Source organism: Pseudomonas sp. CH61, assembly GCF_059429415.1.
On record NZ_CM182098.1, the window covers coordinates 17,808 to 41,779 of the forward strand.

The 23,972-nt window shown below is 59.9% G+C and carries 21 protein-coding genes; 13 read left to right on the forward strand and 8 right to left on the reverse strand.

The features are described from left to right. Positions 1-81: 81 nt before the first annotated feature. The 4 genes from AC5SEM_RS00065 to AC5SEM_RS00080 all read right to left on the reverse strand — a co-directional run bounded on the left by AC5SEM_RS00065 (position 82) and on the right by AC5SEM_RS00080 (position 3,456). On the reverse strand, positions 82-558 hold the full coding sequence (locus AC5SEM_RS00065) for a bacteriocin immunity protein (protein WP_495471886.1): 477 nt from the start codon (positions 556-558) through the stop codon (positions 82-84). An 84-nt stretch (positions 559-642) separates the two neighbouring features. Then, on the reverse strand, positions 643-999 hold the full coding sequence (locus AC5SEM_RS00070; protein ID WP_495471887.1) for a DUF6572 domain-containing protein: 357 nt from the start codon (positions 997-999) through the stop codon (positions 643-645). Positions 1,000-1,009: 10 nt separating this feature from the next. Continuing rightward, on the reverse strand, positions 1,010-2,257 hold the full coding sequence (locus tag AC5SEM_RS00075) for an S-type pyocin domain-containing protein (protein ID WP_495471888.1): 1,248 nt from the start codon (positions 2,255-2,257) through the stop codon (positions 1,010-1,012). Positions 2,258-2,508: 251 nt separating this feature from the next. Continuing rightward, complete coding sequence (locus tag AC5SEM_RS00080) at positions 2,509-3,456, reverse strand: LysR family transcriptional regulator (RefSeq protein WP_495473431.1); 948 nt, start codon at positions 3,454-3,456, stop codon at positions 2,509-2,511. Positions 3,457-3,605: 149 nt separating this feature from the next. Here AC5SEM_RS00080 and AC5SEM_RS00085 point away from each other — a divergent pair, with 149 nt between their 5' ends. Together AC5SEM_RS00085 and mmsB are read left to right on the forward strand one after the other, a co-directional pair. Then, entirely contained in the window at positions 3,606-5,132 is a 1,527-nt protein-coding gene (locus AC5SEM_RS00085) for a CoA-acylating methylmalonate-semialdehyde dehydrogenase (protein WP_495471889.1), read from the forward strand. Between the two features lie 10 nt (positions 5,133-5,142). Continuing rightward, on the forward strand, positions 5,143-6,045 hold the full coding sequence (mmsB, locus tag AC5SEM_RS00090) for a 3-hydroxyisobutyrate dehydrogenase (RefSeq protein ID WP_495471890.1): 903 nt from the start codon (positions 5,143-5,145) through the stop codon (positions 6,043-6,045). Positions 6,046-6,208: 163 nt separating this feature from the next. Here the strand turns inward: mmsB and AC5SEM_RS00095 are convergent, their stop codons facing one another. Continuing rightward, positions 6,209-6,553, reverse strand: a complete 345-nt coding sequence (locus tag AC5SEM_RS00095) for a cupin domain-containing protein (RefSeq protein WP_003177747.1) — start codon at positions 6,551-6,553, stop codon at positions 6,209-6,211. A 512-nt stretch (positions 6,554-7,065) separates the two neighbouring features. On the opposite strand from AC5SEM_RS00095, the gene AC5SEM_RS00100 reads away from it, so the two are divergent. From AC5SEM_RS00100 to AC5SEM_RS00150, 11 genes are read left to right on the forward strand one after another with little or no spacing between them, the layout of a single operon-like run. Beyond that, positions 7,066-7,635: an acyl carrier protein gene (locus AC5SEM_RS00100; protein ID WP_495471891.1), complete on the forward strand. Its 570-nt coding sequence runs from the start codon at positions 7,066-7,068 to the stop codon at positions 7,633-7,635. Between the two features lie 8 nt (positions 7,636-7,643). Next, positions 7,644-8,918 (forward strand): beta-ketoacyl-[acyl-carrier-protein] synthase family protein, encoded by a 1,275-nt coding sequence (locus AC5SEM_RS00105; RefSeq protein WP_495471892.1) that lies wholly within the window; start codon positions 7,644-7,646, stop codon positions 8,916-8,918. Between the two features lies 1 nt (position 8,919). Next, on the forward strand, positions 8,920-9,978 hold the full coding sequence (locus AC5SEM_RS00110; protein WP_495471893.1) for a beta-ketoacyl synthase: 1,059 nt from the start codon (positions 8,920-8,922) through the stop codon (positions 9,976-9,978). Continuing rightward, positions 9,975-11,270: a beta-ketoacyl-[acyl-carrier-protein] synthase family protein gene (locus AC5SEM_RS00115; RefSeq protein WP_495471894.1), complete on the forward strand. Its 1,296-nt coding sequence runs from the start codon at positions 9,975-9,977 to the stop codon at positions 11,268-11,270. Before AC5SEM_RS00110 ends, AC5SEM_RS00115 begins: the two co-directional genes overlap by 4 nt. Next, on the forward strand, positions 11,267-12,475 hold the full coding sequence (locus AC5SEM_RS00120; RefSeq protein WP_495471895.1) for a beta-ketoacyl synthase N-terminal-like domain-containing protein: 1,209 nt from the start codon (positions 11,267-11,269) through the stop codon (positions 12,473-12,475). Before AC5SEM_RS00115 ends, AC5SEM_RS00120 begins: the two co-directional genes overlap by 4 nt. 54 nt (positions 12,476-12,529) lie before the next feature. Beyond that, the gene (locus AC5SEM_RS00125) at positions 12,530-15,400 is read left to right on the forward strand and encodes an aminotransferase class III-fold pyridoxal phosphate-dependent enzyme (RefSeq protein WP_495471896.1); all 2,871 of its coding nucleotides are present in this window, start codon (positions 12,530-12,532) and stop codon (positions 15,398-15,400) included. A 9-nt stretch (positions 15,401-15,409) separates the two neighbouring features. After that, the gene (locus tag AC5SEM_RS00130; RefSeq protein WP_495471897.1) at positions 15,410-16,147 is read left to right on the forward strand and encodes a 3-oxoacyl-ACP reductase family protein; all 738 of its coding nucleotides are present in this window, start codon (positions 15,410-15,412) and stop codon (positions 16,145-16,147) included. Next, positions 16,144-16,908 carry an SDR family NAD(P)-dependent oxidoreductase gene (locus AC5SEM_RS00135; RefSeq protein WP_077570926.1) on the forward strand — a complete coding sequence of 255 codons (765 nt, stop codon included), beginning with the start codon at positions 16,144-16,146 and terminating at the stop codon, positions 16,906-16,908. The genes AC5SEM_RS00130 and AC5SEM_RS00135 overlap by 4 nt, the downstream gene beginning before the upstream one ends. Before the next feature lie 2 nt (positions 16,909-16,910). After that, positions 16,911-18,209, forward strand: a complete 1,299-nt coding sequence (locus AC5SEM_RS00140) for a DUF1302 family protein (RefSeq protein ID WP_495471898.1) — start codon at positions 16,911-16,913, stop codon at positions 18,207-18,209. A 57-nt stretch (positions 18,210-18,266) separates the two neighbouring features. Next, the gene (locus tag AC5SEM_RS00145; protein ID WP_495471899.1) at positions 18,267-19,103 is read left to right on the forward strand and encodes an outer membrane lipoprotein-sorting protein; all 837 of its coding nucleotides are present in this window, start codon (positions 18,267-18,269) and stop codon (positions 19,101-19,103) included. 33 nt (positions 19,104-19,136) lie between these two features. Next, positions 19,137-21,752, forward strand: a complete 2,616-nt coding sequence (locus AC5SEM_RS00150; RefSeq protein WP_495471900.1) for an efflux RND transporter permease subunit — start codon at positions 19,137-19,139, stop codon at positions 21,750-21,752. A gap of 69 nt (positions 21,753-21,821) precedes the next feature. On the opposite strand, the gene AC5SEM_RS00155 is transcribed toward AC5SEM_RS00150, so the two are convergent. The 3 genes from AC5SEM_RS00155 to AC5SEM_RS00165 form a co-directional block, all read right to left on the reverse strand. After that, entirely contained in the window at positions 21,822-22,232 is a 411-nt protein-coding gene (locus AC5SEM_RS00155) for a MerR family transcriptional regulator (protein WP_495471901.1), read from the reverse strand. A gap of 198 nt (positions 22,233-22,430) precedes the next feature. Then, complete coding sequence (locus tag AC5SEM_RS00160; RefSeq protein ID WP_150792266.1) at positions 22,431-23,006, reverse strand: NAD(P)H-dependent oxidoreductase; 576 nt, start codon at positions 23,004-23,006, stop codon at positions 22,431-22,433. 55 nt (positions 23,007-23,061) lie between these two features. Beyond that, positions 23,062-23,943 carry a LysR substrate-binding domain-containing protein gene (locus AC5SEM_RS00165; RefSeq protein ID WP_495471902.1) on the reverse strand — a complete coding sequence of 294 codons (882 nt, stop codon included), beginning with the start codon at positions 23,941-23,943 and terminating at the stop codon, positions 23,062-23,064. Between the last annotated feature and the right edge of the window lie 29 nt (positions 23,944-23,972).

Below are 23,972 nucleotides of genomic sequence, written 5' to 3' on the forward strand. Positions count from 1 at the left end.
GGCTAACCGCCGTTGGTATCCTTGAAGTTCGACCTGTTGCTCAAACACGGTCGACAATCCTTTGGTCTGGGCCGGCCCTCGCTACAGCAAAGCATCTCTATCATTCAACGCGATTTCGATCACCTGTTCTGGCGATAGTCTCTGCGAATAATTCACATCGTTGAAATATTCGTCTGGCCAGAAAATCAAATCGGATACGCGCTCATTGGGAATGTTGATTGCCAGCATGCTCAACCAAAAATCAATCTCATGTTCGGCTCCATCGCACTCCATCACCCTTCGGGCCAGTTCTATAAGCTCACGCTTCGTTACGTCTGCCACGCGCCGTTCAAAGGGGGTTGCTAAGACCTTGCGAACCCAAGTGTCATGGTCCTGGCCTCCATAAATACCCTGAAAGTCGATGAACTCAAGCTCGGTCATGGCTTCCCGATTGAAAGCGGCCAGTTGCGCCCGAGTTTGTTCGCGATGTCCTCCATCAATTTGTTCAGACAGATCCGTCAGCCGAGTGACCAAAGACTCATCCAGGAACGGGGGGATTAAATCAGGGCGAAGTTCCATATGTTCTCTCACAGTCCATTGATTATTCTTTGAATCCCGGCAAACCTTGAGCTGCACGCCATTCTTTGAGCATTCGGGTGATGCCTACATGTCCCGTATCGCCTCGTTGTCATCAAGCACAAACTCTAGCCCAATACCCACCTCTTTCAGCACCTCAGCAGCGCGGTCAATAAAGATTTCACCTTGCTCTGGCAGCTCATACAATCCGTTGATTCGGATGATGGGGTGCTTCCCGAGTGCATTAGGTATTTCGGTGTAAATCTCGCCGCTCTCGATGAATGCAACGTAGGTGTTGAGCTTGTCTTGAAGCAATTGCAGGTGCTCGCCTTGCTCAGCTTTTCCACCCCATTCAAGGTGGTCAGAGACATACAACACTACGTTGTCAGGCTCCCAAGTAGGGATTGCCCAGATATCGATTACCTGCGAATTCGTGATGGACATGTCTGCTCCCTCAGGGCTTGGGTCGAACGATTTCGACTCTGGTTGGTGGGATTACTGTTCCACTGGGAAAGCCCGGTTTCCCTTTGCCGACGACGACAGCGCCGCTTTCTTCAATCTCTGGATACGCTAGTTTTTGGTTGCGAGTCAGCGGTGCTGTTTCTGACGATTTGCATTCGATACAGGAGATATTGCCGTCAGCATCACGTCCTAGCATATCGAACCTGGTGCGCACTCCGCTTTTGGTCTTGGCTGTCACTTCTCTGCCCACTTCCGGTGTGTTTGCCCGAAGCTCGCGTTCCTTTTGGTCTTCGAAGGCCTTGCCTTTCTCCTTGTTCTTCTCCAGCTGTGTACTGAGCACAATGTAGATTGGTTCAATCCCCGAGTCAGGGAACCAGATAATTGCATCTTGGAACTCAGGAGGATGTGCAGGGTTTGCCAACACCGTGTCAGATCGTGCTGTCGGCGGATACACCCAGACAGATGGCAACTGTGGGGCACCTTCAAGTGCAGGAATTCCCAGTACACCATCACCACTTTCCGTTGGCGTCCACGTCATACCAATCCCGTTGCCAATGTCAGCAACGTATTTCTCACCGACCTTCTCGCTCCTGATAACTGGAACGTTTTCCCATTCCGGCTTACCGCCCGTGTAGAAGCCATAAACGTCAACGGAGCCGTCCGGCAACGTCTTCACGTTGAAACGGACACGAGAGCGGCCTGTTTCAAGCGTTGCGTACTGGTCGTTCGTGTAAAAGGCGCTGTCTGGGGAAATGCGGGTGTTCGGTATCAGCATACCGACGATGCCCGTTACGAAGCCTGCCGCAACAACACTTGTTCCTTTCAGTAAACCCAGTGACAGCGATCCGCCAAGACGTTGAGCAATTGCACTGCCGTTAGCAGACCCTGACACCAGTTGCAGTGGGGTGCCTTGTGCCGTGATAGCTGCACCGGTGCCAAGCACAGCCCACAGTCCGTATTCGGCCAGTTTTTCAACGGGCACAAACCCGGATGGGTTGTTGTGATTGATCACGCCGTCAGGAAGGTTACAACTCTTGGCGAAAGCGCATCCGCGAGGCGCCACTTCATCCCGCTTCTTAATCGCATTCCTGCGTGCGTCAGCATCCCGCTCGTTCCTTTCGTTCGCCGCCACTGTTCTGCCCCAAGCCGCCTGCGCTGCTTCTGTCGCCTCGGCATGTCGCCTGTTGCTGTCTATCCCGTTACACCCCAGATAATTCGGGAACAGGTTTTCAACCGCCATAACATCCCCTGTGCAAATTGGCGATCCTTCGCCATTGAAGTGCGAGAGGACGCTACTCCAAGGGTGTTTGGCGTGTATGTAGGGCGCTTCCCAAAGTTCTGAAAAATCTTCAGCTGCTTGGGTGGAGGGACTTCATTGAGGGGGCAGAATGCAAGGGCGGGAGTGTTACGGGTTTCGTATCAAACAGGGATACAAACGACTGAAGGCTTTAGAGCACGTTCCGAATCCGCAGCCTTATTCATTGAAAGTTTTTAGTTGGCGAACTGCATGTCGCGGGTCTGTCCCATCAGCAACGCCTGATTACGCTCAGTCACCTCCCGAATGTAATCCCACAACAAAGTGATCCGCTTCAACTTCCTCAGATCCTCCCGGCAGTACATCCAGAACTGCCGGGTGATGTCGATGTCCTCCGGCAACACCGGCAGCAGGCGCGGATCCTGCGCGGCGAGGAAGCACGGCAGTATCGCCAGTGAGCGCCCTTGCTGCGCGGCGACGAACTGCGCGATCACGCTGGTGCTGCGCAAGTTGGCGCTGGCGCCGGGCAGCACGTTCGCCAGGTACAGCAGCTCCGAGCTGAACGCCAGGTCATCCACATAACTGATGAATTGATGCTTGCCCAAGTCTGCCGGGCGGCGGATCGGTGGGTGTTTGTCCAGATAGTCCTGGGTCGCGTAGAGCTGCAGGCGGTAGTCGCAGAGTTTGCAGCACACGTACGGTCCATGCTCCGGGCGTTCCAGGGCAATGACGATGTCGGCCTCGCGCTTGGACAGGCTGATGAAGTGCGGCAGCGGCAGGATGTCCACCGAGATTGCCGGGTAGGCGTCGACGAAATGGCTTAGCTGCGGGGTGATGAAAAAGCTGCCGAAACCTTCGGTGCAGCCCATGCGCACATGTCCGGACAGTGCCACACCGGAACCTGAAACCTGCTCGCAGGCCATGTGCAATGTGCTTTCGATCGACTCGGCATAACCGAGCAAACGCTGGCCTTCGCTGGTCAGGACGAAGCCGCTGGTCCGCGACTTCTCGAACAGCAAAGTGCCCAATGCCGCTTCCAGCGAACTGATCCGTCGCGACACGGTTGTGTAGTCGACAGCCAGCCGTTTGGCCGCGGTGCTGGCCTTGCGGGTGCGGGCGACTTCGAGGAAAAACTTGAGGTCGTCCCAGTTCAGCGAACCTAGTGAGGTGATGTTTTTTTGCATGATGGACGGGCTTATATGTGCGTTCTTATTAGAAGTTTGCACATCTATACTCCAAAAACAGTCCGACAACCAATTCGTGACACACGCCTCATCTCAAGGCGAACCCTTCGCCTTGGCTCCTACGATAAAAACAAGTTTCGGAGACCAGCATGAACGCATCGCTTACGCCCAACGACACCACGCTGCAGAAGGTCAAGCTGCTGATCAATGGCGAATGGGTCGAGTCGCAGTCCACCGAATGGCACGACATCGTCAACCCGGCGACCCAGCAAGTGCTGGCGAAAGTGCCGTTCGCTACCGCCGCTGAAGTCGATGCTGCCGTCAGCGCTGCTCAGCGTGCCTTCCAGACCTGGAAACTGACCCCGATCGGCGCGCGCATGCGCATCATGCTCAAGCTGCAAGCGCTGATCCGCGAACACTCCAAGCGCATCGCCGTGGTCCTCAGTGCCGAGCAGGGCAAAACCATTGCAGACGCCGAGGGCGATATTTTCCGTGGCCTGGAAGTGGTCGAGCACGCCTGCTCCATCGGTAGCCTGCAAATGGGCGAATTTGCCGAAAACGTCGCCGGCGGCGTTGATACTTACACCCTGCGTCAGCCGATCGGTGTGTGCGCCGGCATCACCCCGTTCAACTTCCCGGCGATGATTCCGCTGTGGATGTTCCCGATGGCCATCGCCTGCGGCAACACCTTCGTCTTGAAACCTTCGGAGCAGGATCCGCTGTCGACCATGTTGCTGGTGGAACTGGCAATCGAGGCCGGCGTTCCGGCCGGTGTGTTGAACGTGGTTCACGGCGGTAAAGACGTGGTTGATGGCTTGTGCACGCACAAGGACATCAAAGCGGTGTCCTTCGTCGGTTCGACCGCTGTCGGCACCCACGTTTACGACTTGGCGGGAAAACACGGCAAGCGTGTGCAATCAATGATGGGCGCGAAGAACCACGCCGTGGTGCTGGCTGATGCCAACCGCGAGCAAGCGCTGAATGCCTTGGTCGGCGCCGGTTTCGGTGCGGCCGGGCAACGTTGCATGGCCACCTCCGTGGTGGTGCTGGTCGGTGCGGCGAAACAATGGCTGCCGGACCTGAAAGCGCTGGCGCAGAAACTCACCGTCAACGCCGGTAACGAGCCGGGCACCGATGTCGGTCCGGTGATCTCGAAGAAAGCCAAGGCGCGGATTCTCGAGCTGATCGAAAGCGGTATCAAGGAAGGCGCCAAGCTGGAACTGGACGGCCGCGACATCAAGGTGCCGGGTTACGAGCAAGGCAACTTTGTCGGCCCGACCCTGTTCTCGGGCGTGACCACCGACATGCAGATCTACACTCAGGAAATCTTCGGCCCGGTACTGGTGGTGCTGGAAGTCGACACCCTTGATCAGGCGATTGCGCTGGTCAACGCCAACCCGTTCGGCAACGGCACCGGCCTGTTCACCCAGAGCGGTGCGGCGGCGCGTAAATTCCAGACGGAAATCGACGTCGGCCAGGTCGGCATCAATATCCCGATTCCAGTGCCGGTGCCATTCTTCAGCTTCACCGGTTCGCGCGGTTCGAAACTCGGCGACCTCGGCCCGTACGGCAAGCAAGTGGTGCAGTTCTACACGCAGACCAAAACGGTCACCGCGCGCTGGTTCGATGACGACAGCGTCAACGACGGCGTGAACACCACCATCAACCTGCGCTGAGGAATCGATCATGAAAATCGCATTTATCGGTCTGGGCAACATGGGCGCGCCAATGGCGCGCAACCTGATCAAGGCTGGCCACTCGCTGAGTCTGGTCGATCTGAACAAAACCGTGCTGGCGGAACTGGAGCAACTGGGCGGGACCATTCGCGCTTCGGCGCGTGAAGCGGCCGAGGATGCCGAACTGGTGATCACCATGCTGCCGGCCGCGGTGCATGTGCGCAGTGTCTGGCTCGGTGATGACGGTGTGCTGGCTGGGATTCGCCAAGGTGTGCCAGCGGTGGATTGCAGCACCATCGATCCGCAGACAGCGCGCGATGTGGCAGCGGCGGCGGCCAAACAAGGGGTGGCCATGGCTGATGCGCCAGTGTCCGGTGGCACCGGTGGTGCGACCGCCGGCACGCTGACCTTCATGGTCGGCGCCACTCCGGAACTGTTCGCCACCCTGCAACCGGTGCTGGCGCAGATGGGCCGCAACATCGTGCATTGCGGTGAAGTCGGCACCGGGCAGATCGCCAAGATCTGCAACAACCTGCTGCTGGCGATCTCGATGGTCGGCGTCAGCGAGGCGATGGCGCTGGGCGATGCGTTGGGCATCGACACCTCGGTGCTGGCCGGGATCATCAACAGCTCGACCGGGCGCTGCTGGAGTTCGGAGATGTACAACCCGTGGCCGGGTATCGTCGAAACGGCGCCAGCTTCGCGTGGTTATACCGGTGGTTTTGGTGCCGAGTTGATGCTCAAGGATCTGGGCCTGGCGACCGAAGCGGCGCGTCAGGCACACCAACCGGTGGTGCTCGGCGCGGTGGCGCAGCAGTTGTATCAGGCGATGAGTCAGCGCGGTGACGGCGGGAAGGATTTCTCGGCGATCATCAACAGCTATCGCAAGCCAGCAATAGACGGACAGCGCTGAAAAAATTGTGGGAGCGAGTCTGCTCGCGATGACGGCGGTCGCTTCAACAAGGAAGTGACTGACCGTGCGCTTTCGCGAGCAGGCTCGCTCCCACAGGGGATTTGCGTATATCAGACATTGTTTGCCGGGAAATCACGTCGGGTGATCTCCCGGCTTTTTTGCATCAGGCGAACACGAAATATTTGCGCACGGTCTCGACCACTTCCCACGTGCCTTTCATCCCCGGCTCAACCACGAAGATATCGCCGGCGCGCAGATGAATCGGCGCCATGCCGTCCGGGGTGATCACGCAGTAGCCTTCCTGGAAATGGCAGTACTCCCACTTCACATAATCGACGCGCCATTTGCCCGGTGTGCAGATCCACGTGCCCATGATCTTGCTGCCGTCTTCGCTGGTGTAGGCATTGAGGTTGACGGTGTGCGGGTCGCCTTCGAGTTTTTCCCATTTGCAGGCATCGAGTACCGGCAGCGGATGAGTGTCGCGTAGAACGGTGATAGGGGCAGTCATGTGTCGGCTCCAGACAAGGCGATCAAACGGAAGCTGCACCCTATAGCGCCGCGCCTTGGCCCAGATGTCTGTGTTCGACATGCAGATATCCATAAACGCTGCCAGGTTTTACGGACCGGGGAGTAAACCTTCCAGCAAAATCAATTAACGGCAGTACTGACCTAAAACAAAGGTTATGAAGTTATAACTATTTTACTTGTCTGGTTTTTACTTTTAGTACGTCTGTTCCGTTGCGTCCTTAGTTGCTTTCGATAGTCAGCCTGCCTGATACCGCGGGCGCCCCACCTTACCCCGTCTTTGTTAAGTAAATAAGTCGTTCACCGCACCAGGGAGGTGCGGTGTCAGTGGGGTTTTGCAGACTTTTTTCGAGTTGTAAAAAAACCTTGAATAGTTCGTTGACTCTCCCCTTAAGGGCAGAGTTTAGATTCCCGCCGCGTGAGAAGTTGCTGTGGGAAAAGTTACTTTTCATAAGTCGAATTCATGAAGTAGTCACGACATATAGGGAGATAGAAATGAACAATCCATTGGACTTGGAACATGTCGTTGCCAGCACTCGCGAAATCCTCGCGCAGCTGTTGGTGATGGATGCGAATGACATCGAAGAAAACAGCAGCATCGTCGAAGACCTCGGTGCCGACTCGCTGGACATCGTCGACCTGAGCTTCCAACTGGGCCGCCAATATGGCTGCACACTGCCGAAAACCAGCGTGCTTGACCATGCGGTGGCGGTTTGCGGTGATGCCAGCGAGTTTCTCGCCAACGGTCGCATTACCGAAAGCGGCAAGCGCCTGCTTGAGCAAAGCCTCAGCGGCTACACCCCGGATCAGCTGAAGGCGGGCATGCAACCGGCTCAGGTGTTCGCCGCGACCACCGTGCGTAACTGGGCCAACCAGTGCCGCAATCTTTTCAACTACCTGCCGGCCACCTGCCCGGATTGTAATGCTCACCAGGCGATTCTGAACGAGCGCCAACAAGTGGTCTGCGGCGCGTGCAGTGCACGTCTGGTGCCGGCGGATGGCGATGAAGTGTCCCGTCAATTGGTTGAGCAGTTTGTCACCACTCACGCCAAAGAAGCGGTGTAGGAGTTCTCATGCGGGCACGAGAAGTCTATGTGAGCGGGTTCGGTCTGGTGGCGCCCATGGCGCTGGACGCTGCCACGTTGTTCGAGCGGATTTGCCGGAAGCAATCCTGTGTCCGCGAACATCCCCGGTTCAAGGCGCTGGGATTCAACAACAGCGCCGCCGGATTTATCGACGATACGCAGTGGCAGCGTATCGCTGCCGGTTTCGGCGGCAACGCGGCGCTGCACCCACGGCAAAGTGTGCTGGCCGAATACGTCGCCCGGCAGGCGCTGGAGCACGCCGGCCTGACGCCGGCAGACTTTGCCCACAGTCGCAGCGGTCTGTTTCTGGGGGCCAACAAGTACTGTGCCGACAGCCACGATCTGCAGCGGCTCAGCCGTTGCATGGACGAGGCCGGCCGCGTCGACCTCGACCGTCTGCTGGACAGTCCGGCAGCGTCCAGCGCGACCTTCACCCGGCGGGTCGATCAACAGACGCAACACCTGGCCGATCGGCTCGGCATTCGCGATCACATCTCGACCCATTCCGATGCCTGTGCCGCCGGCACCATGGCCATCGGCAGTGCTTACCGGGCCATCGAGCGCGGAGAGATCGATCTGGCTATCTGCGGCGCCGTCGAACTGATGGCCAACGAACTGCCTTATTACATGTTCAACAGCCTAGGTGCGCTCTGTCAGGCCGACTTGCCGGCGAGCGAACAGAGCCGCCCGTTCATGCCTGACCGTAGCGGTTTTGTCCTCAGCGAAGGCTCGGCGATGGTCATTCTCGAATCCGCTGAACACGCGCAGCGGCGCAAGGCTGCGCCATTGGGCCGGGTGTTGGGTTACGCGAATGTCTGCGAGGCGCAGAAAATGACCTCCAGCAGTCGCGACGGCAGTAAATACGAGGAATGCATGGAAGCAGCAATCGAAGACGCCGGGCTGCTGCGCAGCGCCGTGCAACACGTCAACACCCACGGCACCTCCACACAGGCCAATGACAGTTGTGAAGCGTTGGCGCTGCGGCGTCTGTTCGGCGGCTGCCAGGATTTCATGACCTTCACCGCCAACAAGTCCGCCATCGGTCATTCGCTGGCAGGCAGTGGCGCGATCGAAGCGGTGCTGTCGCTGATGAGCCTGCGTGACGGTGTGCTGTTGCCCACCCTGAATTACGACCTTGAGCGTGCCGAATACCCGTCGCTGAAGTTCTTGAGCGAGCCGGTGCGACAGCCGATCAGCGTGGTGATGTCCAACTCGTTCGGCTTCGGCGGCATCAACAGCTCGCTGGTTTTGGGGAGGGCATGACATGAACCGAGCCATCTACCTGAATGCCGCGGCGGTGCTGAATGTGGCGGGCAGTGAATGTGCTGACTTGCTCGGCACACCCTGCGCGGCGCAACCGCTGGCATTTGACGCACAGCGTCAGGCGTTTGCCTTGCCGACGCCGCGACTGGCCAGTGACCTGTTTGATCGCAAGATCCAGCGCAGCGTCGAACCGCAGGGCTTGCGCCTGTTGCATTGCGCCGCACGGCTGGCGCCAGCGCTGTCGGAGCTGCAATTGCCTGCATCACGGATTGCTCTGACAGCGGCCATTCCCGAAGTCGACGCACCAAGTCCTTGCTGGGATGCGGTGCAGGCGATCATCGAACAGCCGCAAAAACAACTGGCGCAGTTATTGGCCAACACACCCCCTCTGCATGCGCTGACCCTGCTCAACAGCAGCGTGATGGCCTATGTGGCTGAAGCGCTCGAATGCCACGGGCCAATGGGCGGGTTCTGTTCCCAGGACAACGCCGGGCTGGATGCGCTGATCGAAGCCTGCCAGCAGATTGGCGAGCGACATGCCGACGCCGCGTTGGTGGTCAGCAGCAGCCCGAACCTGACCCCGGCCCTGTATCTGCGCGAGCCCGATCAGGCGAGTGAGCCGATTTTCGGTGAGGGCGCCGCAGCGCTGCTGCTGGCGTCGACACCAGCACCGGGTGCGGCACACGCCGTGCGCATTGCCGGGTTTGCCCGAGGTTACAGCACCGATCCGCAACGCTCTGTGGTGGTAGGTCGGCGTGTGATCGACCAGGTCCTGAGTGTCGAGAAACTGCGGGTCGGCGACGTCGAGCATATCGTCGGCAATTGCGCTGACGGGCAAGTGATGAAGTTGCTCGAAGCTTTCCCGCGCGAGATTCGCAGCACTCGCGCCATGACCGGTGAACTGGGCGCCAGCGGCTTGCTGACAGAGGTCGCACTGACCTTGCACCTCAGCCGTGAAGTCGCGGCGACGCCGGGCTACACGTTGCTTGTCAGCCACACTCGCGCCGGTCACTGGGGCGCATTGCTGTTGGCCAGTGAAACCATGGAGAAGCACGCATGAGTGCGACACGGATTGTGATCACCGGCATGGGCGCCGTCACCGGTTTCGGTTTCGAATGGCAGACCCTCTGGGAAAAAATGCTCGGCGCCGAACATTGCGTGCGGCCATGGCAGCCGGACGACGTGCAAGAGGCGTCGTTCGCGGTGCGTTATGCAGCGCCTGTCGACATGCGCCTGTTGCCGGAAAAACTGCACAGCCATCCGGCCTGGACGATGCCGCTGGAAAAGCGCAGCCGGTTTGGCTGGGTGGCTGCCACGCAAGCCGTCAACGACAGCGGCTTGCAGTCAGAACAGTTGCGTGGCGCGGCGGTGCTGTGTGCCTCGGGCGCACCGCAGCACATGCTCGCCGACATGCTGCTGAGCGAAGCGCCGAATGGTGGCACCCCGAGTTGGTCATACCTGATGCCGCGGGCCGGGCAAGTGAATGCCGATGGCTCGCTGCGTCAGAGCAATGACCGTCTGGCGCGGGTAATCGCCGACGACCTGGGTTGTGAAGGGCCGGTGATCAACATCAGCAGTGCCTGTGCCGGCGCTTCGCAAGCGATTGGCAATGCCTTCCAGATGATTCGTCGCGGAGAAGTCAGCGTTGCGCTGGCGGGGGGCGCCGACTCGGTGCTCAACCTCGACACCATGGCGGCTTTGTATCTGTTGGGTGCCGCTTCGGGCGAGCAACGCTGGGGCGCGGATCTGTGTCGCCCGTTCGATCGTGATCGCAGCGGTCTGATTGCCGGCGAGGGCGGTGGTTTCGTCGTGCTGGAAAGCCTCGAACATGCCTTGGCCCGTGGCGCCACGCCGTATGCCGAGGTGTTGGGTTTCGGCAGCAGTCTGGACGCTTACAAAGTCACCGCACCGCAACCCGAAGGACGCGGTGCGGCACTGGCGATGCAGGCCGCGCTCGACGACGCAGGGCTACGCCCGCAGCAGATCGATCTGATCAACGCCCACGGCACCTCGACGCCACTCAACGACGTGGCCGAAACCCTCGCGATCAAAAGTGTGTTTGCCGACCACAAGCACTATCAAGCCTTGGCTGTCAGTGCCAACAAATCGCAGTTCGGTCACCTGATCGCGGCCGCTGGCGCCCCTGAATGCATCGTCACCGCGTTGGCCTGCCTCAACGATCTGGTCACGCCAACGGTGAACCTGCATGACGCCGACGAACAGTGCGATCTGGATTACTGCGCCGGGCAAGCCGTCAGCCGCCGAGTGGATTACGCGTTGAGCAATTCCTTCGGTTTCGGTGGCCTCAATACCTCGCTGGCCCTTGGCAAATATCGGGAGCATGGACAATGACTGACGCCACTGTACGTGTCGCGATCGCCGGCAGCGGTTGTGTGTTGCCCACCGGCTGGGGCGTTGAGGGTTTCTGGTCGGCGGCCCGCGAAGGACGTAGCGCGATCTCGCCCCTGAACTCGTCGTTGTTCCACAGCGAGCGTGTCATTGCGTTCGGGCACATCGCTGATCGAGACCATCAACGTAGCCGTCAGGACATTGCGCAAAACCTCCAGCGTTACTGCCCGCCGGCGGTGATCTGGGGCGTCAGTGCCGTGCGCCAGGCGTTGGCCGAGGCCGGGCTTGAACCGGGCCGCGACAACGTGCGTTTTGGTCTCTATTGCTGCCAGGGCGGTTACACCCATCCGTCGCTCGCGTCTTACGGCGAACTGTTGCACGAGTGTCAGACCGAGACCGGTGCCGACATGCAGCGTCTGGCCAAACGCGTGTTGCAGGAGCGCGCGCTCGATCCGTTCCTAGTGCTCAAGAGCCTGAGCAACGGTTTGCTCGGGGTGGTCAGTCTGGCCTTGAAGCTTGAGTTTGAATGCAACGCCTACATGCAAGGCGTGGCCGGCAATCTGGCGGCGCTGCGCGAAGCCTGCGCGGCGTTGCAGAGCGGTCGGATCGATGCGGCGATTGTGGTGGGCGCGGGCAGTGAACTGGATCCGCTGGCGCTGGCCGCACTGGCCGAGGCTGGCGTAATCAGCACCGATGCTTCGCAAAGCCTGCGCGCCTTCGATCGCCAGGGCAGTGGTGGTATTGCCGGCGAAGGTGCGGCGGCACTGGTGTTGCGCCGCGCCGATGATCTGCCGGCCGGGCCGCAAACCTGTCTGACCGCTTTGTTCGCACACCCGCGTCTGGATTCGCTGAACCTGCCGGACAAACAGGTGGATCTGCTGATCAGCAGCGCCACGGGCGATCCGCACAAGGATGCCGATCTGGCCCGCACGCTGGCGCGAACCGGCGCCGCGCACATCACCAGCAGCACACCGCTGACCGGCATTCTAAGTGGTGCACCGAGTCTGGTTGACCTGATCTTTGCCCGGCAGGCCTTGCAGGCGCAAAGCATCCCGCCGGTCAGTGGCCTGGAGCAACCGCTGGATGCGCATCTGCCGTTTGTGCTCGGCGGGCCGCGCGATGCTGTGCTCCACGATTGCCTGGTCATCAACCGCGACGACAACGGTTTCAGTGCCGGTTACCAACTCGAATTTCACGCGGCCGACTGACCGTCGGCACGCAACGAAACGCAGCTGATTTTTTACTCAAGGGATAGAACTGTCATGGATTACCGCGATTACGTACGGCCGAAATTCGTTGAATTGATGCAGGCTCTGGGCCTGGAATGTCAGTTCCACAGAGCGCTGGGCAGCAAACTGTTTTACCGCGACCGCCAGGGCGACGAAGTGACCGTCACCGACTTCCTCGGCGGTTACGGCGCCGCGCTGTATGGTCACAACGATCCGCAATTTGTCGATCAACTCGTCGACCTGCTGCGTGCCGATGTGCCGTTCAACGCGCAGATGTCGGTGCGCGGTGCGGCGGGGCAGTTGGGCCGTGAACTCAGTGAAGCCTTCAACCGTGAGCTGAACAACAGCGAACGCTACATTTCGACCTTCTCCAACAGTGGCGCCGAGTCGGTGGAAATCGCCGTCAAGCACGCCGAATACCGTCGTCAGAAAAACCTGCAGAAGCAATTCGACGAGCGCGATTTCGCCCTCGCCAATCTGGTCGCCAGCGACAAGGCTTACGTCGAACTGGACATCGACGATCTCGATTTGCCCGCCGGTCTGCTGCCGCAGAATCTGTCCTGCGTCACCGTGCGCCAAGTGGCTGAAGCGGTGCGCCAGCACAACCTGGCGCAACTGCATGTCGAGCCGGTGTTTCTGGCGGTGCGCGGCAGCTTCCACGGCAAACTGGTGAACACCGTTCAGTTGACCTATGGCAAGCAGTACCGCAAACCGTTCGCCCGTTTCGGCCTCAACGTCGAGTTCATCGACCCGCAGCAACCCCAGCAATTGCAAGAGCTGCCGGCCCGTCATATTCGTCACTGGCTGAGCCTGGAATGGAGCGGCGAAACCCTGCACGTGCGCCGCGAAGCATTCAGCGCGATCACGGCGGTATTGCTGGAGCCGATTCAGGGCGAGGGCGGGATCAACGAGTTCGCCAATGAGTTTTATCTGGGCCTGCGGCGCCTGTGCAACGAGCAGCAATGCCCGCTGATCATCGACGAAGTGCAATCAGGTTTCGGCCGCACCGGCACTTTGCTCGGCGCCAGCCATTTCAACTTGCAGGGCGATTACTACTGCCTGTCGAAAGCCTTGGGCGGTGGCCTGATGAAGATTGCCGCGACGGTGATCCGCGCCAGCCACTACGAAAACGATTTCAGCTACATCCACAGTTCGACCTTTGCCGAAGATGATGCGTCCTGCCATATCGCCCTGTCGGCCCTGCGCCGTCTGTTCGAGAACGACAGCGCGATGCTCAAGGACGTGAACAAGAAGGGCGAGTACCTCAAGGCGTCGCTGCTGGAACTGAAGTCTGCGTACCCGGACGTGATCGCCGACGTGCGCGGTCGTGGCTTGTTGCTGGGCTTCGAACTGCACGACCTGACCGGCACCAGCTCACTGGTTCAGGCATCGGCGCAGTACAACGATGCACTGGGCTACATCATCGCCGGCTACCTGCTGCAATTCGAATCCCTGCGCGTGGCGCCGTCGGGCAGCAACGCCAATGTGATCCGTCTGGAACCGCCGGTGTGCATCACCTTCGCAGAAATCGACGGTTTGATCGGCTCCTTGCAGAAAGTCTGCGACATGCTGCGCCGCCGCGATGCCTTCCCGCTGGCCGCCGGTGTGTGCGCCGACAGCATCGCTGACGTGCCGGCGCGCGAGGTCAGCTTCAAGGAGAGCGAAACCCGCCCAAAGTCTGACGAGAACGTGCGCGTGGTGGCGCGCGTGGCGTTCATCAACCATCTGATTGATTCGGACATGCTCAGCGACGTCGATCCTTCACTGTCGACCCTGAGCGCTGAACAGAAACGCGAGTTCATCAAACGCATGGCGCCCGAGCGCCGAGCCGCGCCGATCGGCCCGGTGCAGATTCGCTCGAAACTCGGCACTGCCGTGGAGTTCACTCTGTACCCGCTGTGCATGGATTCCGATGCCATGGCGGCGTACATCGCCAGCGGCGATCTGCAAACCATCCGCGAAGAAGTTGGCAACCGCATCAAGGATGCCCGCGCAGATGGCTACACTGTCGCCGGGCTGGGCATGTACACCTCGATCGTCACCAACAACTGCCAAGCGCTGCAGATCCCCGACATGGCGCTGACTTCCGGCAACGCGCTGACCATCGGCATGGGTCTGGAAGCCATCGAACAGGGCTGCAAGCAGCAAGGCCTGGAACTGAGCGAGCAAACCGCTGCGGTGGTCGGTGCGGCGGGCAACATCGCCTCGACCTATGCCTCGTTGTTATCGACCAGTGTCGAGCACCTGATCCTCATCGGCAGCGGCCGCGACGGTTCCCTGCGTCGTCTGGAAAAAACCGCTCAACAGATTTATGCCGAAGCCGCTCGCGCGATCCTCAAGGGTGTCGCCGAACACGATCGCCTCGCCCGTCGTCTGCAGCAAATCGACGGCATCGATGCGCTGTTGCAGGCCCATGGCAGCAGTGCCGATCTAGGCCTGCGCGTGGCGAAACTGGTCGAAGAACGCTTGGGCGCGAACGCCTTCATCACCGTCAGCAACGATCTTGATGTGCTGAAACAGGCGCGCATCGTCCTCTGCGCGGCGAACGCACCGCAGCCGTTTCTCTTTGCCGAGCACTTCGCCGAGAACAGCGTGATCTGCGACATCGCCGTACCGTTGAACGTTGACCAGAATCTCGCCAGCCAACGCAGCGACGTGCTCTACATGCACGGCGGCATCGTGCAGACGCCGCTGGGTGATGGCCTGGTGAAAAACGTTCGGGCCTACCTCAAGCAAGGTCAGTTGTACGCGTGCATGGCCGAATCGGTGCTGATGGGCCTGTCCGGTATGAAACAGCACTACTCCTACGGCGACATCAGCCGCGAGCAAGTGCAGCAGATTCGTGCACTGGCGGCGACTCATGGCTTCAGCCTCGCGCAGTTCAAAACCGACAACTCGCTTTAAGGAACGGTCATGCCGAATAAAGTAGCAGTGGTGACCGGTGGCAGTCGTGGCATCGGTCGGGCGATTGTCCTGGCCCTGGCCGGGGCGGGTTATCAGATCGCGTTCAGTTACGTGCGCGATGAAGTCGCGGCAATGACCTTGCGCGATGAGGTTCAGGCGTCGGGGATCGAATGCCTGGCGTTGCAGTGCGATGTCAGCAGCGGCGACAGCATCAAGGCGTTTTTCCAGCGGGTCGATCAGCATTTTCAGCGTATCGATCTGCTGGTTAACAACGCCGGCATCACTCGCGATGGTTTGCTGGCGACGATGTCGGCGCGCGACCTGGTCGAGGTGATCCAGACCAACCTGATCGGCACGATGCTCTGCTGCCAGCAGGTGGTGCCGGGCATGTTGCGCCAGCGCAGCGGTTGCATCGTCAACATCAGTTCGGTGGCGGCGCAGAAGCCCGGCAAAGGTCAAAGCAACTATGCCGCCGCCAAGGGCGGGGTAGAATCGTTGACCCGTGCTTTGGCGGTGGAGCTGGCGCCGCGCAACATTCGCGTCAACGCGGTCGCCCCGGGCATCGTCAAGACCGAGATGAGCACGGCACTGATCGGCAGTCAGGAGGAGGAAATCCAGTCGCGCCTGCTGATCAAACGCTACGCGGAACCGGAAGAAATTGCCGAAGCGGTGTTGTACCTCGCCGATCGCGGTTTGTACCTGACCGGGGAGGTCCTGTCGGTCAACGGCGGGTTGAAGATGCCATGAGCCGGACCATTCTGATTACCGGAGCGGCGAAAGGCATCGGCCGCGCGGTCGCCGAAAATTTTGCCGCCGACGCCGACAATCGCTTGATCCTGCTGGATCTCGATCTGGCCGAACTGCAACGCTGGGTCGACGAGCGACAGGAGCAGATCAAGGCGCGAGTCGAAACCCATGCAGCAAACATTGCCGACCTGCCAGCCATGCAAGCGTTCTTCAAGACACTCGGCTCGCAAGTCGAATACGTTGATGTGCTGGTCAACAGTGCCGGCATCTGCAACGAGAACGAACCGGAGGATCTGCACAACTGGCACAAGGTGATTTCGGTCAATCTCAACGGTACGTTCTATGTGACCTCGTTGTGTCTGGCACTGATGCCCGACCGAGGGCGGATCATCAACATGTCGTCGATCCTCGGCCGTGCCGGCAAGGTGCGCAACACCGCGTACTGCGCCTCCAAGCACGGCATCGTCGGCATGACCAAGGCGCTGGCGCTGGATCTCGCTTCGCGGCAGATCACCGTCAACGCGATTCTGCCGGCGTGGATCGATACGCCGATGTTGCAGGGTGAACTGGCGACGCAAGCGGCGATTGCCGGGTTGACCCAGGAACAGATCGTGCGCAACGCGAAGAAGAAACTGCCGATGCGTCGTTTCATCCAGAGCGAAGAAGTGGCGGCGATGGTGCGTTACCTGGCCAGCCCCGAGGCTGGCGGGGTGACCGCCCAGAGTCTGGTGATCGATGGCGGTGTCGGGTTGGGAATGTAGCGATGCCTCGATTTCACAACAGTCACATCGTGGGTGCGGTGTGGGCGTGCATGGCTGCGCCCACCGCGATGGCCGAATTTACTGTCGATGATCTGAAGCCTGATTACGCCGACGGTGAAGTCGGCGTGGCCACGGCCATGCGTCTGCATGGCGATGATCAGGTCACGCAAAAAGCCGTGTATTTCAAGGCCAACCTGGAAGACAACTGGGAGGGCGGTTACTACAAGGCCAAGGGCCGCGTGCGTTATGACGCGCGCTATGACGGCAACAATCCGTACAGCGAGCGGGCGCGGGACAAGTACCGTTTCGACGCCGATTGGCGGCACCTCTACGTCGGCCATTCGTTGGGTGACGGCGAAGTGACGGTGGGCTGGCAGCAAGTGGTCTGGGGTCGCGCGGATGAATTGCGCGTGCTCGATCAGATCAACCCGCTGGACTATCGCGATGGTCTGACGCCGCTGCTCGAAGACAGCCGCATCGCCGTGCCCATGGTGCGTTTTGCGCAGCCGGTGGGCGAGTGGGAACTGGAGGCGCTGTGGATCACCGACTTCGTGAAAAACCGGGCGCCGGTTGAGGGCAGTGAATTTGCCGCGCCACTGTTTGCCGCGCCGGACCCGCAGTATTTTCTGCTCGATTCCAAACCCGGCTATGACGGCGACAAGGGCTATTCCTATGGCCTGAGCGCCAACGGCCGGATCGGCGCGGTGGACACCAGTTTTGTTGCCTTGAGCGCCCGTCAGCAAGACCCGGTGTACGCGGTCGAAGGTCTGGCCGATGACGGCCGCACGCGGCTGGAACGGCAGTTTCCCCGTTACACCATGGGCGGTGCCGGGCTGGCGATCGACGCCGGGCACAGCATCGTGGTGCGCAGCGAGGTCGCGTATTTCGATAACTGGCGGGTGACCAATCCGACGCGGGCCTACGGTGCCGACAGCACGCCCATGGTCAAGTCGCTGCTGGGTGTCGACTACCTGTTGCGCGACTGGCTGATCTCGGCGCAATGGCAGGAGCAGGTGTTACTCGACTGGCAGGACGGCATGTTGCAGGACAAGCGCGAACCGCTGTTCACCCTGTCGGCCGAAGGCACCCATTGGCAGGACCGCCTCAAGAGTCGTCTGGTGGTCGCTGGCTCACCGCCGTTTCAGGACGACGCCTTGCTGCAAGGCATCTTCACCTACAAGCCGGTCGACTACATCAAGCTCGGCCTTGAAGTCGACGTGTTCTTCGGCAAGCCCGAGAAGACTTTTGGCGAGTACAGCAAGCGCGATCAAGTGCGGCTGTCGGCCGGTTATCTGTTCTGACCCATCACGCCTGCCGCTCTCGCGCAGGTGCATTCATCCAACGAAAAGGAAGTTGTCATGTTGCCGTTTTTGAAAAGTCTGACTACCGCCGCACTGATCCTCGGCAGCGCCTGCGCCAGTGCCGCCGAGGCCGGCAATGCCGATGAGATCCTCCGTCAGGTGCGCGATCGCAATGACGGGAACAGCTTCATGTCCCAGGTTTCGCTGATCCTGCATGACAAGAAAGGCAATACCCGCGTTCGCGAGTTCACCTACCTGCAAAAGGATTACCCGGACAGCGACAAGTTCAGCATGTACTTTTCCGCGCCGACTGACGTGCGTGACGTGGCCTTCCACATCGAAAACCCGCACGAAACCCTCGGCCTGGAAGACAGCCAGTGGATGTACCTGCCAGTCAGCCGTCAGACCCGCCGCATCTCCACCACCGACAAGCGTGGCTCGTTCATGGGCAGTGAGTACTCGTACGCCGATCTGGACAAGATCCGCGTCAAGGACTACTCGCAGAAACTCGTCGGCGAAGAACAGATCAAGGGCCGCGACTGCTACGTGATCGAGCGCGAGCCGGCGTCCCCTGAGGTGCTGGCCAAGACCGGTTACAACAAGCTGAAGGTGTGGATCGACAAGCAGAACTTCCTGGTCATGCGTCAGGACTTTTTCGACGTCAAAGGCGTGTTGATCAAGCAGATGCGCACGCAGAAAGTCGCGACCATCGACTCGATCGACAGCATCGTCCTTAGTGAGACCGAGCACTTTATCGACGGCACGCGTTCGGAAATGCGCTTTAACCAGTTGCAGTACAACGTTTCTCTGGAAGACCGCCTGTTCACCCAGACCGCCATCAAGCGCGGGCTGAAAACCGGTGACCTGCCGGACTTTGCCGTGTCTGCCCGCTAAGCGCCGACCCCGACCACCTGGAACCGCATGATCATGGAAAGATATCTGAATTTCGTCGAGCGCTATGCGCGGGCGATTGTTTTCCTGCTGGTGGCGATTACGGCGTATTTCACTTATACGCTGGGCGCGCTGGTGTCCGACACCAACCCTTACCTGCTCAAGGAAAGTCACCCGGCGCGCAAGACCATCATCGATTTGCAGGGTGAGTTCACCGGCACGTTCGACTCGGTGATGGTGGCGCTGAACAACCCGCAAACGGTGTTCAACAAAAACACGCTCAACGCGCTGTTTTCGATGTCGCAGTCGGTGCGCAGGATGATCCTGGCCAACGATGCCGACAAGGATCAGTTGGCGCAAATCGTCGCCCGGCACCCGGACGACAGCCGTGCGCAGTTGTTGACCCGAGACATTCTCGACGGCGGTTTTTCGCAGAACGATTACGCCAACGCCAAGGCCTTGCGTGATCATGCCCAGAGTCAAAACTGGGATTCCCATGATCAGCTGTTCCTGTCCTTTCTCGCCGAGCGGATCAACCCGATCCGCGAAATGGCCTCGATGGGCGACCTGGAAAACATCGTCCTGACCGACGACGGCGAGCTGTTGATCCACAAAACCCTGAATGCCTATGACATGGACCCGGCGCTGGTCGAGTCGCAGATCATGGGCAACGAGTTGATGGTCGACGGGGTGGTGTCAAAGGACAAGAAAGTCGCGATGCTGGTGGCCGAGCTCGGCACCAAACAGGACGACGCTCAGGCGCAACTGCGGGCTTATCAGATCGTGCGTGGCATCGTCGCGCAATATCAGGCGGAGCACCCGGAGTACAAGGACGAAATCTTCATTGCCGGCATGCCGATCTTTATCGCCGCGCAGCAGGAGATCATCGATCACGACCTGGCCGTGCTGTTCCCGATCGTGTTTTTGCTGATTACCTTGCTGCTGATTTTCTTCTTCCGCAAACCACTGGGCGTGCTGCTGCCGCTGTTCAATATTCTGTTCTGCACCATCTGGACCTTGGGCCTGATGGCGCTGTTGCGGGTGCCGTTCGACCTGCTGACCAGTGTGCTGCCGGTGTTCCTGTTCACCATTTGCTGCTCGGATGCGATCCACGTGATGGCTGAATATTACGAGCAGAAAAACGCTGGCAAGAGCAATCGCGAGGCCAACCGCGAAACCCAGCGCCTGATGGTGGTACCGGTGGTGTTGACGACCGTGACGACCATCGCCACGTTCATGATTTCCACCACCAACAACATTGTCAGCATCCGTAATTTCGGCGTGTTCATGTCGATCGGCCTGACGGCGGCGCTGATCATTTCGCTGTTGCTGATTCCGGCGTGGATTTCCATCTGGGGCAAGGATCAGCCGCAGCAGGCCAAGGCTGTGGCGCACCAGGAGTCGATCATCTCGCGCTATCTGGTGGCGTTCTGTGCCTGGATGATCCGCTTTCGCAAACCGATCCTGATGGTGATTCTGCCGCTGCTGGCGCTGGCCACCGTGTTCACCTTCCGCGTCGATATCGAAGACTCCGGCATTGCTTACTTCAAGCCGGAAAGCCACATTCGCGTGTCCGATCAGTTCATCAACCACGCCAAAGTGGCGGGGACGGCGCCGGGTTGGATCGCCATCGACAGCAAAGAGCCGCGCGGCGTGTTGACCACCGAAGTGGTGCAGTTCATCGACAAGCTCGACCACTTCATCAAACAGCAGCCGAACGTCAGTTATGGCTACTCGCTGGCGACTTACGTCAAGCGCATGAACCTGGTGCTCAACGACATGAACCCGGATTATCTGCGGGTGCCGAATGCCGTGGAGAAGGTCACTTCGGTCAATGACGACGGGCAGGTCGAGCAGTTTGAAGTGCCGGGCAATTCGCTGATCGAACAGCACGTGATGCTGTTCGAAAACGGTGGCGGCTCTGACCTGAACAACGTGCTCAACGCCGATTTCTCCAAGGCCTTGACCCTGTACACCATGACCTCGTCGGTCGCCAGCGACTATCAGGGCATGCTCGACCGCCTCGACGCCTGGCTGCTGGTGAACAAACCGGCCAACCTGGAAGTGACCCACGCCGGCACGCCGCTGATCTGGACCGGCGTACTGCAGGAAATCACTCAGGGCCAAGTGCTGAGTTTTTCCCTGGCCTTGCTGGTCGTCACGCTGATGATGATGTACTGGCTGAAATCTGTACGCTTGGGAGTGCTGGGCATGTTGACCTTGCTGACCACCTCGGTGACGGTCTACGGCTTCATGTTCCTGTTCGGCATTGAGCTGAACATCGGCACGACGCTGGTGACGTTCCTGGTGGTCGGCGTGGTCGATTACGCGGTGCACCTGCTGTCGCGTATCAAGTTGCTGGTGCAGCAGGGCATTGAGATCGACGCGGCTATCTTGCAGGCGATGCACAGCGTCGGCCGTTCGACAGTGATCAACGTGGTGATCTTCTCCGTAGGCTTCATGGCGCTGCTGTTTTCCGATTTCAAGCCGATTGTCGATCTCGGCGCATTGGTGGCGATGGCGCTGTTTTCCAGCGGGGTCATGACCATTGTCCTGGTGACGCTGGTATCGCCGTGGTTCTTTGCGGCGATTGCGCCGGTGCATGCGCCGGTTCAAGCGCTGCGCACAGAAGGGGAGGCGGTACCGGGCTGACTCGCCAACGACCGGGCGCGCCTGCCCTGAGACGACAGGCGAACCCGGTCATGCGGCGCAGCAGGGTTTTCAGTTCAGGGTAGTGCCCGGGTTTTTTTCGCCATAACGGGCAATGCGCTCGAACTGACATTCCTGTCGCGCATCGTTGAGGTTGTTTTCGAACGCTTCGAGGCCGTCGTGCAACTGCTGCAAATCGCCGATCTGGGTCACCAGTTCGGCTTTTTTTTTGGCAATGGCTCGTTGCGCCATGTCCCACGGGAATTCGTCGCCGCGGTAGTTGTTGAGGATCACCTGCAGCTCTTTGAGCTTGAAGCCCAATTGCTGGGCGCACTTGATGAACGTCAACACCTCGACACTTTGCTGGCTGTAGATGCGGTATTTGCCTTCACGCTTGGGCTCGGGCAACAGGCCGATTTCTTCGTAATGGCGAATGCTTTTGACAGTGGTGCCCGACAGCTGGGCGGCTTTGCCGATATACATAAGGTCCGTCTCGATGATCAAACATAGCTAGCGCGATCAGGCGTCATGCCGGATCGGCGGCGATTATATGTCCAATACCATCGGAAAATTGCAACTGCGCGTAAATGACGTGCACAGGCGACGGACGGGCTCGTGGAGGGAGCTCGAAGAGACACTGACGGCGGCGGGTGCGCCGTCAGTTGCGGCGGCTGGAAAACCTTAGACGGCGGCGGTCAAGCGCGCCTTTTCCAGCCAGGCATCGCGCTGGTTTGGCTTGGAGCCAAGGATCGGCCCGAAGGTCAGCGTCTTCAGTGGCTTGATGCCGCAGAATTCCAGCGTGGTCTTGCGCATCTGATTCAGCCCGGGCATGCCGTAGATCCATTTGTAGTACCAGTACGGCGTGTCCATGGTCACCAGCAAATGCGCGGTGCGGCCCTTGAGCAGCTTGTCGGGGAAGGCTTTGCCCTCGCGGTATTTGAAGGCGAAACCCGGCAGGAAAATCCGGTCAACGAAGCCCTTCAGCAGTGCCGGAATCCCGCCCCACCAGATCGGATAGACGAATGTCAGGTGCTCGGCCCAGGTGATATCGGCCTGGGCTTGCAGCAGATCCGGTTCCAGTGGCTGCACCTTGTTGTAGCCTTCGTGCAGGACCGGGTCGAACTCCAGCGCATCCAGACGCAACAGCCGCACCTCATGCCCGGCGTCCTTGGCGGCCTGAACGTAAGTCTCACTCAATGCCCCGCAAAAGCTGTCGGTGGAGGGGTGACCCAGTATCACGAGCATTCGTTTGCTCATTGTGTGTACTCCTGAAATGAAGCTCACAGGATAGAGTCTGCCCCTAGCGGTAGAGTCAAGGCACCAACGCATCAAACAAGGCCCGGGCGTAACCGGGCAGGTGATCGAAGTCCCGCGCGCACAGTTGCAAGGTGCGATGGGCCCAGACTTCGTCCAGCGGCCGGCACGTTACCGAGTGCACCGCCGCCCAGCGCTCGATGGCCACCTTGGGCACGATGGCCAGCCCCGCACCTCGCGCCACCATGCGCATGACGCCCTCGAACCCATCGGCACGGATCCGGATCGACATGCGCTGGCCGATGTGCAGCGCTTGTTCCTCCAGGTGAATCGCCAGCGCGCTGTGGCTGCCAAGCGCCACATAGTCGTGCGCCAGGGTTTCACCAAACGTCAGCGACGCCTGACTCGCCAAAGCATGCTCAGGGGGCAGGATCAGTACCAATGGATCGTCGCGAAAGGGCCGGGTCTGCAGACCGTGGGTGTCGACCGCATCGGAGACGATCCCGAGGTCCGCCGCGCCTTGGCGCAAGGCGTGTGTGATGCGCGCGCTGGGCAGCTCCTGCAAATCGATGTCGAGATTGGGGTGATCGCGCAGGAAGTCCGCGAGTACTTCCGGCAGGTATTCGGTGATCGCCGTGGTGTTGCACAGCAAGCGCACCTGACCTTTGACGCCTTGGGCGTAGTCGGCCAGATCCTGCTGCAGGCGTTCGGCTTGTTGCAGGAGGATGCGCGCGTGCTGGGCCAGCGCCTTTCCGGCGGCCGTCGGCGTGACGCCACGGCGGCCGCGCTCGAGAAAGTCGACGCCAAGCGAGGCTTCCATGGCGCGGATTCTGGCGCTGGCGGCGGCCAGGGACAAATGGCTGCGGACGGCGCCGGCGGTGATGTTGCCGGTGTCGAGGATGTGCAGGTAGAGGCGCAGGTCGGTGAGGTCGAAGTGCATGAGGGTAGCCTCTGGTTTTAGGGTGTTCG